This window comes from Pseudomonas sp. TE6288 (genome assembly GCF_054062095.1).
The window spans coordinates 172,075-187,109 of record NZ_JBSSEW010000011.1; the positions used below are offsets into that span (position 1 = coordinate 172,075).

Here is a 15,035-nt window from a genome sequence, read left to right on the forward strand (position 1 = left end):
CATCGGGGCCGCAAAGCGGCCCCTGTTACTTACTGGTCTTTGGCCTCGTCCATCTTCAATACGCCATCTTCGAAGATGTTCAGCTTCTGGCGCAGCTCACGCGGCTGCATCGGCGTATCGCCCGGTGTCGCGGCCGCACCTGGCGCTGCGCTCGCAGGCGGTGTGTCAGCGGCAGGCGGCGCAGCCTCCGGCTTGCCCTGTTCACCCTCGATATCGCGCTGCGCCTTTTTGGTGAGGACGATGATGTCGATACGGCGGTTGACCGGGTTGAACGGGTTGGCACGGTCGAACAGCGACGACGAAGCATAACCGACCACGCGGGCCACCTGCTCATCCGGATAGCCCCCAGCGACCAATGCACGACGCGCCGCATTCGCGCGGTTGGCCGACAGCTCCCAGTTACCGAAATCGCCGGTACCGGAGTACGGCTTGGCATCGGTATGGCCACTGATGCTGATCTTGTTCGGCACCGCCTTGATGGTGTCGGCCATGGCCAGCAGGATGTCTTCGAAGTACGGCTGCAGGCGTGCGCTGCCCAGGTCGAACATCGGCCGGTTCTCGGCATCCATGATCTGGATGCGCAGGCCGTCCTGGGTGATCTCGAACAGGATCTGGTCCTTGAACTTCTGCAGCTGCGGGTTTTCCTCGACCTTGTTCTGCAGCTCCTGCAGCAGCAGCTCGAGGCGCTCGCGCTCGACCTGCTCGGCCATGGTCTCGACCTGATCCTTGTCCAGTTGCAGGCTGGTATCCGGCGTCGGCTCGGACTTCACTTCCGGGTTGATGGTCTTTTCCGGTGCCAGTTCTGGCGAGCCACCCAGATCGATGATGTAGGGCGTACCGCTTTCGGAGAAACCGATCGGGTCCTTGAAGTAACCGGCGATTGCGATCTTCTGCTCAGGCGTGGCGGTCGACAGCAACCACAGCACCAGGAAGAACGCCATCATCGCCGTGGCGAAGTCGGCGAAGGCGATTTTCCAGGCGCCGCCGTGATGGCCGTCGCCAAAGCGCTTGACGCGCTTGACGATGATGGGCTGATTGTTCTCCATGGCTTAGCGACCGCGTACTGCTTGTTCCAGCTCGGCGAAGCTCGGGCGGTGCGCCGGGTACAGCACCTTGCGACCGAACTCGACCGCCAGCGACGGCGGCATGCCGGAAGCCGAGGCCACCAGCGAGGCCTTGATCGCCTCGTAGACGTTCAACTCTTCCTTGGCATCATGGCGCAGGGCATTGGCCAACGGGCCGAAGAAGCCGTAGGCAGCAAGAATACCGAAGAAGGTACCGACCAACGCCGCACCGACGTGCAGGCCGATGGACTTCTGGTCACCGTCACCCAGCGAGGCCATGGTCACCACGATACCCAGTACCGCCGCGACGATACCGAAGCCGGGCATGCCGTCGGCGATCCCGGTCACTGCGTGGGACGGGTGCTCGAGCTCTTCCTTCATGCTCAGCAGCTCCATGTCGAACAGGCCTTCGAGCTCGTGGGGCGCCATGTTGCCGGTGGACATGATCCGCAGGTAATCGCAGATGAACGCGGTCATGCGCTCATCACCCAGCACCGCCGGGTACTTGGCGAAGATCGGGCTGGCCGCGGCGTCCTCGATGTCGCCTTCGATCGCCATCATGCCTTCACGACGGCTCTTGTTGAGGATCTCGTACACCAGGCCCAGCACTTCCAGGTAGAAGGTGTGGGTGAAACGGGTGCCGAACATCTTCAGCGACTTCTTGATCACATGCATGGTCATGTAACCAGGGTTGGCCTGGAGGAACGCACCAAAGGCCGCGCCGCCGATGATCAGCACTTCAAACGGCTGGATCAGTGCCGCGATCTTGCCGTGGGAAAGCACGTAGCCGCCGAGCACGCTCGCGAATACGACGATGATGCCGATAATTTTAGCCATAAGTTGGAAGCACTTGCTGTCGTGGTCAGGATAGGGAACGGAAGCTTGAAAACTCTTCTTCTACTTATCGGCAGAACTGCGCCAGACTATAGCCACTCATTGCGAAAAGCCAGTTCGGACTGATGTCAATATGCCAATTGAAACCAAGGTGCCAAGTCAGGCTCCGTCGAGTCTAGAGGCCTGGATCAAGCTGCTCGACGGGGTCCGCGTACCGGTGCCGAAAGAGAGCCATGATCGGGTGCTGCAGGCTATCAACGACAGCCGTCGCTCCCTGCGCGATATCGCCGAACTGATGCAGGATAGCCCCGCGCTGGTGCTCTGCGTGTTGCGCGAGGCCAACCACCCGGCCAACGCCAGCCAGGCCGAACCGGCCGAGAGCCTGGAAATAGCCCTGAACCGCCTTGGCCTGGCCCGCGTCAGCCAACTGCTGGCACGCCTGCCATCGCTGCCGGCCGACGAGATCCCGCCGGTCCTGCGCCAGTTCCTGCTGATCAGCCAGCATGCCACCCAGCAAGCCAACGGCCTGTTCGCCAGCCGCCTGGCGCGCCTGTGGCAGGAGATCCACTGGGGCAGCCTGCTGTTCCTCTCGCCCCTGTGGCCGCTGGCCCTGGTCTATCCCAAGCTGCTGGATACCTGGGAGCTGCGAGTTATCCACAAGGGCGAGGAAGCCGCTGAAGTCGAACAGCAACTGTTCGGCGTGCGCATCATGCTACTGTGCCAGGCCATGGCCGAGCACTGGCGCCTGCCCGAGTGGGTGACCCAGGGTTACCGCCTGCTGATGGACGAGCGCGAACAGCTGGCGCAGGTGCTAAGCATCGCCCGCGAGCAGGACCCGCTTGTCCAGCAGCAGCGCCTGGACGAAGAGCCGGCCCTGCGCCGCTGGTTCAACCAGCCCCCGAATACCGTGCTGCTGGCCAACGGCCTTGCCCTGGCCGCCCAGGTCGGCTGGGACAATCCGCATTTGCTGCGCTGGCAGCTGCTTACAGCCCTCTATCTGCAGACCACGCTGGACGATGTCCAGCAGCAGGTTCACCAGCAGGCCGCGGCCAGTGCCCGCCATCACGCCCGGCATGCCCTGTTCCACCCGGCCGAGGCGCTGATCTGGCCTTGGCACCAGCGCCGTCCACACCCGGACATGCTCACGCCGCCACCGCCCAGCACCGAGGACCTTGGTCGCTGGCGCAGGTTGTGCCAGGAGTTGCTCGCCCAGCCGAGCCCGTTCAGCAATACCGTGCACCTGGCCACCCAGGCCCGCGAAGCGCTGCTGGCGTGCGGCATGCAGCGTCTGATGCTGCTGAGCCTGGACAAGGCTACCGACTACCTGCGGGTGCAGCAGACTGCGGGCCTGCCCAAGGAAGCCGGCGTCATTGCGTTGCCGATCGCGCAGAACAAACTCCTGCAGAAACTGATGAGCAAGGCCGGGCAATTGCGCCTGACGCCCGAAAATCACGCCCAGTTCACCGCACTGCTGCCGGCGCCACTGCGCGCATTCTTCCGCAGCGAACACCTGCTGCTGCGCTCGCTGGCGGTCGGCGACCAGGTGCTGATGCTGGCGGTGGCGGACCTGGACGGCAAACCGCTGGCCGATGTCAGCGTGCAGGCATTCGGTAAAACCGTGCAATGCATCGAGCGCGCCCTGGCCCTCTTCGGCAACCGCCATTCATGATTGCCTTGCGCTACAATCGCCCCCTTTGCACCCTGGAGACCGTGGATGACTGACTTTTCCGGCTTGCCCCTGGTGATCGAAGCCGAGGACCTGCTGCCGCGCCTGGAATCGCCGCAACTGATCCTGGTCGACCTGACCAGCGCCAACCGCTATGGCAGCGGCCACATCCCCGGGGCGCGCTTCGTCGATCCCAAGCGCACCCAGCTGGGACAGCCGCCTGCACCTGGCCTGCTGCCGGCACGCGCCGACCTGGAAAAGCTGTTCGCCGAACTCGGTCATCGCGACGATGCGGTCTATGTGGTCTACGACGACGAAGGCGGCGGCTGGGCCGGCCGTTTCATCTGGCTGCTCGACGTGATTGGCCACCAGCGCTATCACTACCTGAACGGCGGCATACAGGCCTGGCCGGCGGACAAACTGTCCACCGAGGTGCCCGCCAGCATGGGCGGCGCGGTGAACCTGCGCCTGCACCCGGAGCCCACCGCCACCCGCGAGTACCTGCAAAGCCGCCTGGGCGCCGCCGACCTGGTCATCTGGGACGCGCGCGGACCACTGGAATACAGCGGCGAGAAAGTGCTGGCTGCCAAAGGCGGGCATATTCCCGGCGCGATCAACTTCGAGTGGACCGCCGGCATGGACCTCAACGACCACCTGCGCATCCGCGAGGATATCGCCGAAGTCCTGCAAAACCTGGGCATCACCCCCGACAAGGAAGTGATCACCCATTGCCAGACCCACCACCGCTCCGGCTTCACCTACCTCGTGGCCAAGGCCCTCGGCTATCCACGGGTGAAGGGCTATGCCGGTTCCTGGGGCGAATGGGGCAACCACCCCGACACGCCCGTCGAAGTTTAAGGACGCTCAATGAAATCCCGCTTGTTCATCATCAGCCAGTACCTGCTGCCGCACCACCTGCTGTCGCGGCTGGCCGGCTGCGTCGCCGAGTGCCGCGCACGCTGGTTCAAGAACGCCTTCACCGCCTGGTTCGCCAAGCGCTACCAGGTGAACATGTCCGAGGCACTGGTCGAAGACCTCAGCGCCTACGAGCACTTCAACGCCTTCTTCACCCGCGCCCTCAAGCCCGGCGCCCGCCCGCTGGACGAGACCCCCGGCGCGATCCTCTGCCCGGCCGACGGCGCGGTCAGCCAGCTCGGCCCGATCGAGCACGGCCGCATCTTCCAGGCCAAGGGCCACGGCTACAGCGCCCTGGAGCTGCTCGGCGGCGACCCGGCCCTGGCCGCGCCGTTCATGGGCGGCGAGTTCGCCACTATCTACCTTTCGCCCAAGGACTACCACCGCGTGCACATGCCGCTGGCCGGCACCCTACGCGAAATGGTCTATGTGCCGGGCCGGCTGTTCTCGGTCAACCAGACCACCGCAGAGAACGTACCGGAGCTGTTCGCACGTAACGAGCGCGTGGTCTGCCTGTTCGACACCGAGCGCGGCCCGATGGCCGTGGTACTGGTCGGCGCGATGATCGTCGCCTCGATCGAGACTGTCTGGGCCGGCCTGGTCACGCCGCCGAAGCGCGAGCTGAAGACCTTCCGCTATGACGACGCCAGCCGTGCGCCGATCCATCTGGAGAAAGGCGCCGAACTGGGCCGTTTCAAGCTGGGCTCCACCGCCATCGTGCTGTTCGGGCCAGAGCAGGTGAAGTGGGCCGAGAGCCTCGGTGCCGGCTCCGCCGTGCGCATGGGTGAGCTACTGGCGCAGCCGGCCCAGGCCTGATTGACTGCTGCAACAAGAAAGGCCCTGCTCAGCAGGGCCTTTTTCATTGGGACCGCTACGCGGTCCATCGCCGGCAAGCCGGCTCCCACAGTAACAACGCAAACCTCTGTGGGAGCCGGCTTTCCGGCGAAAGGGCTGCAGCGCAGCCCCAGGGCTCAAGATCAACCGCGTGCTTCGCGATCGCGTACGCCGAGCAGGTACAGCACACCATCCAGACCCAGGGTCGAGATCGCCTGCTTGGCCGACTGACGCACCAGCGGCTTGGCGCGGAACGCCACACCCAGGCCGGCCAGGGACAGCATCGGCAGGTCGTTGGCGCCATCGCCGACGGCAATGGTCTGCTCGAGCTGCAGACCTTCTTCACCGGCCAGTTGTTGCAGCAGATCGGCCTTGCGCTGGGCATCGACGATCGGCTCGACGGCCACGCCGGTGACCTTGCCATCCACCACTTCAAGCTCGTTGGCGAACACGTAGTCGATACCAAGGCGCGCCTGCACCTGCTTGGCGAAGTAGGAGAAGCCGCCGGAAAGGATCGCAGTCTTGTAGCCCAGGCGCTTGAGCTCGGCGAACAGGTGCTCGGCGCCCTCGGTCAGGCGCAGCGAGGCGCCAATCTGGTCCAGTACGCCCACGTCCAGGCCCTTGAGCAGCGCCATGCGCTCTTTGAAGCTGGCCCGGAAATCCAGCTCGCCACGCATCGCGCGCTCGGTGATCGCCGCCACCTGCTCACCGACACCGGCAGCCTTGGCCAGCTCGTCGATGACTTCGGCCTCGATCAGCGTCGAATCCATGTCGAACACCGCCAGACGGCGGTTGCGGCGGAACAGGTCGTCGCGCTGGAAGGCGATGTCGATGTTCAGCTCTTCGGACAGGGCGAAGAAGTCGGCGCGCAAGGCCTGGGCATCGCTGGCTTCGCCACGCACGGAGATTTCCAGCGCGGATTTGCCCTTCTCGGTCTGGACATCCAGCGCCACGCGGGCCGACAGGCGCTCGATGCGCTCGATGGTCAGGCCGTACTGGCTGATGATGGCGCTGACCCGCTGCAACTGCTGGGGAGTGACCCGGCGGCTGAGCAGGGTGACGATGTGGCGGGGCTCGCCCTGGCTGTCAGCCCAGTGCTGGTAGTCGGCCTCGGAGATCGGCGTGTAGCGCGCCTGCAGGTTCAGCTCATGGGCCTTGGCCTGTACGCTCTGCAGCAGCGCGGTGGCCACCTCATTGTCGGGAATGTCGACCAGGATGCCGAACGACAGCGTGCCGTGCATGACCGCAAGACCGATGTCGAGAATGTTCACACCGCCCTGGAGCAGGACGCCGGTGATGGCCGCGGTAAGACCTGGACGGTCTTCACCAGTGATGTTGATCAGGACGATTTCGCGCAAGACCGGGCTCCAACTCGATGAAAAATGCGCATTCTACCGATTTTCCATGACCATCGGGCGCCAACGCTACTTTGCCGACAAAACACGTATCGCTATACTGCCCAGCAACTTTCTCGCCATGAAGAGCCGCGCTCTGTGAACCGGCCCACGCCCGTAAAACCCGATAACTTCTTCCTGATGATCTACCGAGCCCTCAGCCAGCGCCGAATCCCCCTGGCCCTGCGCATTGCCAGCCATAACATCTTCCTGGTGGCCCTGGCCCTGGTGATCTATGCCTGCGTGATGGGTTTGCAGTTCAAGCAGGCCATGCACGAGCAGGCCGATGCCGTTGGCCAGAGCCTGACCACGCAAACGGCCACATCGGCCACCGAGCTGCTGGTGTCCAACGACATCCTCAGCCTCAACGTGCTGCTCGGCAACCTGGTGAAGAACCCGCTGGTGGCCCATGCCGCCATCTACAGCGTGGACAACCGCATCCTCGCCGAGGCCGGCCAGCGCCCACGCAATAGTTTGCTGGGCGAAACCGAAGGGGTCTACCAGACCAAGATCACCTTCCAGGACGTGACCGCCGGCCAGTTGCGCATCAGCCTGGACATGAGCCAGTTCCAGCAACCGATGCTGATCAGCCTGCAGAGCATGGGCATCCTTGCCGCGATCCTGTTGGCCCTGGCACTGACCCTCAGCCTGCGTCTGGGCCGTTTCATCTCCACCCCGCTGCTGCAACTGCGCGTCTGGTTGCGTGATCCGCACCCCTACACGCCGGGCATCGACCGCCAGGACGAGATCGGCGACCTGGCCCGCCAGCTGCACGCCCGCCTTGCCCCGCCGCCGCCAGCGGAGCCGGAAGCAGAGGACGAGGAAGACGATTTCGATGACACGCCCGCTGCCAAGGTCGCCCCATGGGCGAACGTGGCGGCGCAGTCAGTCGATCACGAGGATGACGACGACGCCTTCGCCGACCTGATGGATGAACAAAGCACTCCGGCCAAGCCTGCCATCGTCGAGTCCGACGAACCGCAGTCCAGCGCCGTGCTGGCCGTGCAACTGGGCTCCCAGGAGCAACTGCGCCGCCTGCCACGCACTCGCCTGACCGAACTGCTGGAGCGCTACCGCGACTGCCTGGACCAGGCCGCCTCGCTGTACGAAGGTGAGGTCCATACCCTGAACGACGGCAGTACCCTGCTGCTGTTCCACAGCCGCGACAGCGGCGAGGACTACCTCACCAACGCAATCTGCTGTGGCGAGCTGCTGCGCGCCCTGGGCCACGCCCTGCAGATCGAGGTAGCCGACAGCGGCATCACCCTGCAACTGCAGCTGGGCCTAGTGCTGGCCGACGACCTGCAAGGCATGGATCAAGTCGACTTGCTGATGACCGAACAAGCCCAGGACGCGCTGGCCCTGTCGCAGCACAGCCGCAACCTGCTGCTGGTGGAACGCCGCATCAGCGATGACTCCTTGGTGCGCCAGCGGGCGCGTATTCGGCCGATTGCCAGTCCTGAGGGCGCGTGCTGCGTCGAGCGCCTGATGGAGCCTTACCCGTCCATGCTGGAGCGCCAACTGGCGCGGATGCACGAGCGCCGCGCCTGACCTGAGACACGCCTGGGGCTGCGGCGCAGCCCTTTCGCCGGCAAGCCGGCTCCCACAGGTACATGGTCTGCTCTTTTTGGGAGGTGGCTTGTCATAGCGACGAACCGCGGCGAAAGGGGCGCAAAGCGCCCCCAGCATTCTCGAAAGGCCACAAAAAAGCCCGCATCGCTGCGGGCTTTTTCATGTCTGCCAATATCAGAAGCGGAACACTTCCATATCGGTACGAATCGGCGATGCCATCGGAATCTTCGGCTTCTCCGGCTCTTTCTTCACCTGCACCGGCGCGGCCGGCTTGCGAGGCGCTTCCTCGGCGATGGCCGGCTGGTTGGCCAGCGGCTTGACCGTGGTGCTCAGCTGTTCGACCAGCTTCTGCAGCAATTGCCCCTGGGCTTGAACCTGCGCCGACTCGCTGCCCGCATGGGGCTGTTCGAGGTGGACGATACGGTTGTCACGCACCTGGCCACGGCGATCCAGCACGCGCCACTGCGCATCGAGGATCGCCGGCTGGTTCTTGCCCGAGTCCAGGCGGGTGATTGATAGCAACACCTGCACGTCCGGCGTGAAGCCGGCACTTGCCGGCGCCAGCACCACGCGTTGGCTGTCCAGGCGCCAGGCCAGCTGGCGTACCAGCAACTGGTCGATATCCGACGAAAGGCTGCCAGCCCAGCGACCGTCGGTCGCGGCGGTCAGGCTGCCATCGGTCTGACGCTGCAAAAAGGTTTCGCGTTGCAGGTAGTCGGCCACCGATACCGGGCCAAGCACCACCGCCATGCCCGCAGCCTGGGTCGGCTGGCCGGGATCACCGCTGTCGAGCTGATACAGGGCAACCGGCTGGTGCATGCTGCACCCGCTCAGGCCCAACAGGCCAGTCATCAGCAGCGCAAATGGAAGGCGCAGAAATTTCATTCATCCCATCCAGGCGGTCGTCACCAGACTGACCGCAGTGATACTCATGTAGATTCATCCGGGCACTCGGCCACGCCGGCGCCAACGAGGGCACTATCATCCGCGAAATAGCCGCCCGACTCCAGCATTTCCGCCCGAAGCGGCGTTGAAAACGCCGCAACAGACAGCCCATCCATTCACGCGGGGGTTTCTACCAGCAGCCCGTCGACGCGCTGGAAACCACGTGGCAATTTGCTACCACGGCGCCCCCGCTCGCCTTTGTAGTGCTCGAGATCATCGGGCTTGAGCGAAAGGGTACGCTTGCCAGCTTGCAATACAAGGGTGGAGCCCTCGCTGATCACCGCAAGATCGGTCACGTATTCCTCGCGGCTGGCCACCCGGTCACCCGGCACGCCGATGATCTTGTTGCCCTTGCCTTTACCCAGCTGCGGCAGGTCGGCCACCTTGAACACCAGCAGACGGCCCTCGGTGGTCACCGCGGCGAGCCAGTCCTGCTCACGATCGGTCACCGGGCGCGGGGTCATCACCTTGGCGCCGTTGGGCAGGCTGAGCAGGCCCTTGCCGGCCTTGTTCTTGGCCTGCAGGTCCTCGCCCTTGACCACGAAGCCGTAGCCGGCGTCGGAAGCCACGACGTACAAGGCATCGTCTTCCGGCAGCAGCACGCATTCGAAGGTGGCGCCCGGTGGCGGGGTCAGGCGGCCGGTCAACGGCTCGCCCTGGCCACGGGCCGACGGCAGACTATGGGCGGCCAACGAGTAGCTGCGACCGGTGGAGTCGATGAGCACGGCAAACTGATTGGAACGTCCGGCGGCGGCGGCCTTGAAGCCGTCGCCAGCCTTGTACGAAAGCCCCGTGGCATCGATATCGTGGCCCTTGGCGCAGCGCACCCAGCCCTTCTCCGACAGCACCACGGTAACCGGCTCGGTCGGCATCAGTTCGTTTTCCGACAGGGCCTTGGCCTCGGCGCGCTCGACGATCGGCGAGCGGCGGTCGTCGCCGTAGGTCTCGGCGTCCTTGATCAGCTCGCTGCGCACCAGCTTGCGCAGCTTGGTGTCGCTGCCCAGCAGCGCTTGCAGTTGCTTCTGTTCCTTGAGCAGCTCGTCCTGCTCGCCGCGGATCTTCATCTCTTCCAGACGCGCCAGTTGACGCAGGCGGGTCTCGAGGATGTAGTCGGCCTGGATCTCGGTCAGGTCGAAGCGGGCGATCAGGGCCTGCTTGGGATGCTCCTCGGTGCGGATGATGTGGATCACTTCATCCAGGTTGAGGAACGCGGTGAGCAAGCCTTCCAACAGGTGCAAGCGCTTCTCGACCTTGTCCAGGCGATGCTGTAGGCGACGCCGCACGGTACCGATGCGGTACTCCAGCCACTCCAGCAGCAACGCCCGCAGGTTCTTCAGCTGCGGGCGGCCGTCGAGGCCAATGATATTGACGTTGACCCGGTAGGTGCTTTCCAGATCGGTGGTGGCGAACAGGTGCTGCATGAGTTCGGCGGCATCCACGCGGTTCGAGCGCGGGATGATCACGATGCGGCACGGGTTCTCGTGATCCGACTCGTCGCGCAGGTCGGCGACCATCGGCAGCTTCTTGGCCTGCATCTGCGCGGCGATCTGCTCGAGCACCTTGGCCCCGGAAACCTGGTGCGGCAGCGCGGTGACGACGATGTCGCCATCCTCGATGCGGTACACCGCGCGCATGCGGATCGAGCCTTTGCCGCTCTCGTAGATCTTCTGGATGTCGGCGCGCGGGGTGACGATCTCGGCTTCAGTCGGGTAGTCCGGGCCCTGGATATGCTCGCAAAGCTGCTCGATAGTGGCCTTGGGCTCGTCGAGCAGTCGCACGCAGGCGCTGGCCACTTCGCGCAGGTTGTGCGGCGGCACGTCGGTGGCCATGCCCACGGCGATGCCGGTGGTGCCGTTGAGCAGGATGTTCGGCAGACGCGCGGGCAGCACGGCCGGCTCCTGCAAGGTGCCGTCGAAGTTCGGTACCCAGTCGACGGTGCCCTGGCCCAATTCGGTGAGCAGCACCTCGGAGTAGCGCGACAGGCGCGCCTCGGTGTAACGCATGGCGGCGAACGACTTCGGATCGTCCGGCGCACCCCAGTTGCCCTGGCCGTCGACCAGGGTGTAGCGGTAGCTGAACGGCTGGGCCATCAGCACCATGGCCTCGTAGCACGCCGAGTCGCCGTGGGGGTGGAACTTGCCGAGCACGTCACCGACGGTACGCGCCGATTTCTTGTGCTTGGAGTCGGCATCGAGCCCCAACTCGCTCATGGCATAGACGATGCGTCGCTGGACCGGCTTGAGGCCGTCGCCGATGTGCGGCAGGGCGCGGTCCATGATCACGTACATGGAGTAGTTGAGGTAGGCCTGTTCGGTGAAGTCAGCCAGGGAACGGCGTTCGACGCCGTCGAGACTGAGTTCGAGTGAGTCGCTCATGCGGGCCTCGTCATTTCAGGTTCTGGCGCAGCAGCATGGTGCCGCCGCGCTGGGTAAATTCAAGTTGTTTCAGGGCACTCATGCCCAGCAGCACACCCTGGCCATCCAGGCCGGGCACCACCAGCGCGCGTACGTCGCGCAGGTGGATATCGCCCAGTTGCAGGCTGTCGAGCCGCGTGCGGTAGCCTTGGGTACGGCCATTGGCGGTGCTCAACTGCACCGCGGCGCCACGCGCCAGGTCCAGATCGCGGGCCAGTGCCTCGGGGATCGCCACGTCAGTGGCGCCGGTGTCGAGCATGAAATGCACCGGTCGCCCATTGATCGCGCCATCGGCGACGAAATGGCCCTGGCCGTTGCTCAGCAGGCGCACCTCGACGAAGCCATCGCCCTGCTCGCTCTGCACCACGCTGTTGGGATTCTGCTGACGTTCTTCCCACTGGCCGAAAAAACGCGTGGCGAGGAACATCGCCGCCGCCCAGGCGACAATCATCAACACCCTGCCCGCGCGCTTGCCCGGTGGCTGGCTCATGGCTTGGCGCTCCAGCCGCCCTGCGGCGCGTCAAAGCGCCAGACGATCGGCCGTGTTTCACCATCCACCCGCGGGCGGTCATTGTTGTCCACGCCGATCCAGGCACCGCCCTTGTCGATCACCAGCGCCTCAGCCAGGCCGTAAGGCTGCGAGTAGCGCCGCGACTCCATCAGGGCCTCGGCGGCGAACGACCAGCAGCGCTCCACGGCGCCCGTGTCGGCATCCCGTCGGCAAATGCGGTAGGCATTGCGCTCGAGGGTGAACAGCTTGCCTTCGAACCAGGCCAGGTCGGCAAAGTCACGTGATACCGGGCGTGCCTCGGGGAATTGCGGCGGCTGCATCTCGACACCCGCCTCGCTGAGCAGTACGCAGCCGCGCCCGCAGGTCCACACCGATTGCTGGCGCTGCACCGCGAGCAGGCCACGGCGCTCGCGCTCGGCGGCCAGCCACAGGCGATCGCCCGCCGGGTTGATCGCCAGCCCCTCGAACAGTGCGTTGAAATGCAGCAACATGCCGCTGGCCCGCGCTTGGCGCACCATGGCCTGGTCGATTTTCAGCCAGTCCGGCTCACCGTCCACGGGCAACTGCAGCACGGCGGCGTGGGCCTCGCTGACGATGTAGAGGTTGCCGGCCTGATCGCAGGTGATGCCCTCGAAATCCAGCTCGCCGCCGCGGATGTAGGACGCCGCCCAGTTGCGCGACTTGAGCCCCCAGGGCAGGCCGGTATCGGGCGCGGGGGGCGGGGTGAAAGTCTGCGGCAGGGCCTGCCAGGTCGCCTCATCCTGGTCCAGGCGGTAGATACGGTCGTCATCGCGGTCGGACACCGCCCACAGCGCCCCACGGCACCAAGCCAGGCCCGACAGGTTGCCGCCGCGCATGCCATCGACCACATGCTCGACGCTGAGCTTGAGCTGCGGCCAGTCGCCGGCCTGGGCCTGCAGGGCGAATAACGCCAGGCAGGCCAGGAGCAACGGACGAATCAAACCAGGACCTCGGCCAGGTTGCCTTTGGTCTCCAGCCAGCTCTTGCGATCGCCCGCACGCTTCTTGGCCAGCAGCATGTCCATGATCTCGGTGGTGCCCTGCACATCGTCCAGGGTCAACTGGACCAGGCGCCGGGTGTTCGGGTCCATGGTAGTTTCGCGCAGTTGCGGCGGGTTCATCTCGCCCAGGCCCTTGAATCGGGTGACCTGCGGCTTGCCGCGCTTTTTCTCGGCGACCAGGCGGTCGAGAATGCCGTCGCGCTCGGCTTCGTCCAGGGCGTAGTAGATCTCCTTGCCCAGGTCGATGCGGTACAGCGGCGGCATGGCCACGTAGACGTGCCCGGCCTCGACCAGCGGGCGGAAATGCTGGACGAACAGCGCGCACAGCAGTGTGGCGATGTGCAGGCCGTCGGAGTCGGCGTCGGCGAGGATGCAGACCTTGCCGTAGCGCAGCTGCGAAAGGTCGGCTGCGCCCGGGTCTACGCCGATGGCCACGGCGATGTTGTGCACTTCCTGGCTGGCCAGGACTTCACCGCCATCGACCTCCCAGGTGTTGAGGATCTTGCCGCGCAGCGGCAGGATGGCCTGGAACTCCTTGTCCCGCGCCTGCTTGGCCGAGCCCCCTGCCGAGTCACCCTCGACCAGGAACAACTCGGCGCGCATCGGGTCCTGGCCGGCACAATCAGCCAGCTTGCCGGGCAACGCCGGCCCCTGGGTAATGCGCTTGCGCTCGACCTTCTTGCTCGCCTTCAGGCGCCGGCCAGCATTGCTGATGGCCAGTTCCGCCAGTTGCATGCCCAGTTCGGGATGGGCATTGAGCCACAGGCTGAAGGCGTCCTTGACCACGCCAGAGACGAAAGCGGCCGCCTCGCGGGACGACAGGCGCTCCTTGGTCTGGCCGGAGAACTGCGGTTCCTGCATCTTCATCGACAACACGAAGCTGATGCGCTCCCAGACGTCCTCGGGGGCAAGCTTGACTCCGCGCGGCAGCAGGTTGCGGAACTCGCAGAACTCGCGCATGGCGTCCAGCAGGCCCTGGCGCAGGCCGTTGACGTGGGTGCCGCCCTGGGCGGTGGGGATCAGGTTGACGTAGCTTTCCTGGATGCTGTCGCCACCTTCCGGCAGCCACAACAGGGCCCAGTCCACGGCCTCCTTGTTACCCGCCAGGCTGCCGCAGAACGGCTCGTCGGGCAGGCGCTGGAACTCGCTGACCGAATCGACCAGGTAGGAGCGCAGACCGTCCTCGTAGTGCCACTCGACCTTCTCGCCGGTGCCCTTGTCCTCGAAGCTGATGGACAGCCCCGGGCACAATACGGCCTTGGCCTTGAGCACGTGCTTGAGGCGGCTGATGGAGAACTTCGGCGAATCGAAATACTTCGGGTCGGGGCTGAAGTACACGCTGGTGCCGGTGTTGCGCTTGCCGACGGTGCCGACCACCTCCAGCTCGCTGGCCTTGAAGCCGTCGGCGAAGGTCATCTGGTACTCGTTGCCGTCGCGCTTGACGCGTACGCGTACCTGGCTCGACAGGGCGTTGACCACCGAGATGCCGACGCCGTGCAGGCCGCCGGAGAACTGGTAGTTCTTGTTGGAGAACTTGCCGCCGGCGTGCAGCTTGGTAAGGATCAGCTCGACACCGGAAACGCCCTCTTCGGGGTGGATGTCCACCGGCATGCCGCGGCCATCGTCGCTGACTTCCAGCGAGTGATCGGCGTGCAGAACGACCTGCACCGACCGGGCGTGGCCAGCCAGGGCTTCGTCGACGCTGTTGTCGATGACTTCCTGGGCCAGGTGGTTGGGCCGGCTGGTGTCGGTGTACATGCCCGGCCGCTTGCGGACCGGGTCAAGGCCCGAGAGGACTTCGATGGCGTCTGCGTTATAGGCGCTAGCGCTGGGATTGGCCATGGGTTCTCGTCGTCAGTCTGGTG

12 protein-coding genes are annotated in these 15,035 nt (G+C 65.1%); 4 read left to right on the plus strand and 8 right to left on the minus strand.

Going from position 1 to position 15,035, the window contains the following annotated elements; genetic code table 11:
* Positions 1–29 precede the first annotated feature (29 nt).
* Both motB and motA read right to left on the minus strand, forming a co-directional pair.
* Positions 30–1,046, minus strand: a complete 1,017-nt coding sequence (gene motB / locus ACVWY1_RS13595; protein ID WP_102682172.1) for a flagellar motor protein MotB — start codon at positions 1,044–1,046, stop codon at positions 30–32.
* A 3-nt stretch (positions 1,047–1,049) separates the two neighbouring features.
* Positions 1,050–1,901, minus strand: a complete 852-nt coding sequence (motA, locus tag ACVWY1_RS13600) for a flagellar motor stator protein MotA (RefSeq protein ID WP_023630652.1) — start codon at positions 1,899–1,901, stop codon at positions 1,050–1,052.
* A gap of 130 nt (positions 1,902–2,031) precedes the next feature.
* Between motA and ACVWY1_RS13605 the strand changes: the two genes are divergently transcribed.
* From ACVWY1_RS13605 to asd, 3 genes are read left to right on the plus strand one after another with little or no spacing between them, the layout of a single operon-like run.
* Positions 2,032–3,567 (plus strand): HDOD domain-containing protein, encoded by a 1,536-nt coding sequence (locus tag ACVWY1_RS13605; RefSeq protein ID WP_457378396.1) that lies wholly within the window; start codon positions 2,032–2,034, stop codon positions 3,565–3,567.
* A 45-nt stretch (positions 3,568–3,612) separates the two neighbouring features.
* Positions 3,613–4,422, plus strand: a complete 810-nt coding sequence (gene rhdA / locus ACVWY1_RS13610; RefSeq protein ID WP_139673852.1) for a thiosulfate sulfurtransferase — start codon at positions 3,613–3,615, stop codon at positions 4,420–4,422.
* Positions 4,423–4,431: 9 nt separating this feature from the next.
* A complete protein-coding gene (gene asd / locus ACVWY1_RS13615; protein ID WP_038706897.1) occupies positions 4,432–5,295 on the plus strand; it encodes an archaetidylserine decarboxylase in 864 nt (287 codons plus the stop codon).
* Between the two features lie 161 nt (positions 5,296–5,456).
* Here the strand turns inward: asd and serB are convergent, their stop codons facing one another.
* Positions 5,457–6,671 (minus strand): phosphoserine phosphatase SerB, encoded by a 1,215-nt coding sequence (gene serB, locus ACVWY1_RS13620; RefSeq protein ID WP_457378397.1) that lies wholly within the window; start codon positions 6,669–6,671, stop codon positions 5,457–5,459.
* A 135-nt stretch (positions 6,672–6,806) separates the two neighbouring features.
* Between serB and ACVWY1_RS13625 the strand changes: the two genes are divergently transcribed.
* On the plus strand, positions 6,807–8,258 hold the full coding sequence (locus ACVWY1_RS13625) for a histidine kinase (RefSeq protein ID WP_457378398.1): 1,452 nt from the start codon (positions 6,807–6,809) through the stop codon (positions 8,256–8,258).
* Between the two features lie 195 nt (positions 8,259–8,453).
* Here the strand turns inward: ACVWY1_RS13625 and ACVWY1_RS13630 are convergent, their stop codons facing one another.
* From ACVWY1_RS13630 to parE, 5 genes are all read right to left on the minus strand, one after another.
* On the minus strand, positions 8,454–9,164 hold the full coding sequence (locus tag ACVWY1_RS13630; protein WP_038706898.1) for a PqiC family protein: 711 nt from the start codon (positions 9,162–9,164) through the stop codon (positions 8,454–8,456).
* Positions 9,165–9,340: 176 nt separating this feature from the next.
* A complete protein-coding gene (gene parC / locus ACVWY1_RS13635; RefSeq protein ID WP_139673861.1) occupies positions 9,341–11,599 on the minus strand; it encodes a DNA topoisomerase IV subunit A in 2,259 nt (752 codons plus the stop codon).
* Between the two features lie 10 nt (positions 11,600–11,609).
* A complete protein-coding gene (locus ACVWY1_RS13640; RefSeq protein ID WP_277502180.1) occupies positions 11,610–12,128 on the minus strand; it encodes a retropepsin-like aspartic protease family protein in 519 nt (172 codons plus the stop codon).
* Positions 12,125–13,111, minus strand: a complete 987-nt coding sequence (locus ACVWY1_RS13645) for an esterase-like activity of phytase family protein (RefSeq protein WP_277502181.1) — start codon at positions 13,109–13,111, stop codon at positions 12,125–12,127. The genes ACVWY1_RS13640 and ACVWY1_RS13645 overlap by 4 nt, the downstream gene beginning before the upstream one ends.
* On the minus strand, positions 13,108–15,012 hold the full coding sequence (parE, locus tag ACVWY1_RS13650) for a DNA topoisomerase IV subunit B (RefSeq protein WP_023630810.1): 1,905 nt from the start codon (positions 15,010–15,012) through the stop codon (positions 13,108–13,110). Before parE ends, ACVWY1_RS13645 begins: the two co-directional genes overlap by 4 nt.
* Between the last annotated feature and the right edge of the window lie 23 nt (positions 15,013–15,035).

Excerpts from the sequence above, each read along its gene's own strand:
- motB (WP_102682172.1), bottom strand. The coding sequence starts at position 1,046 with ATGGAGAACAATCAGCCCATCATCGTCAAGCGCGTCAAGCGCTTTGGC.
- motA (WP_023630652.1), bottom strand. The coding sequence starts at position 1,901 with ATGGCTAAAATTATCGGCATCATCGTCGTATTCGCGAGCGTGCTCGGC.
- ACVWY1_RS13605 (WP_457378396.1), top strand. The coding sequence starts at position 2,032 with ATGCCAATTGAAACCAAGGTGCCAAGTCAGGCTCCGTCGAGTCTAGAG.
- rhdA (WP_139673852.1), top strand. The coding sequence starts at position 3,613 with ATGACTGACTTTTCCGGCTTGCCCCTGGTGATCGAAGCCGAGGACCTG.
- asd (WP_038706897.1), top strand. The coding sequence starts at position 4,432 with ATGAAATCCCGCTTGTTCATCATCAGCCAGTACCTGCTGCCGCACCAC.
- ACVWY1_RS13630 (WP_038706898.1), bottom strand. The coding sequence starts at position 9,164 with ATGAAATTTCTGCGCCTTCCATTTGCGCTGCTGATGACTGGCCTGTTG.
- parC (WP_139673861.1), bottom strand. The coding sequence starts at position 11,599 with ATGAGCGACTCACTCGAACTCAGTCTCGACGGCGTCGAACGCCGTTCC.
- ACVWY1_RS13640 (WP_277502180.1), bottom strand. The coding sequence starts at position 12,128 with ATGAGCCAGCCACCGGGCAAGCGCGCGGGCAGGGTGTTGATGATTGTC.
- parE (WP_023630810.1), bottom strand. The coding sequence starts at position 15,012 with ATGGCCAATCCCAGCGCTAGCGCCTATAACGCAGACGCCATCGAAGTC.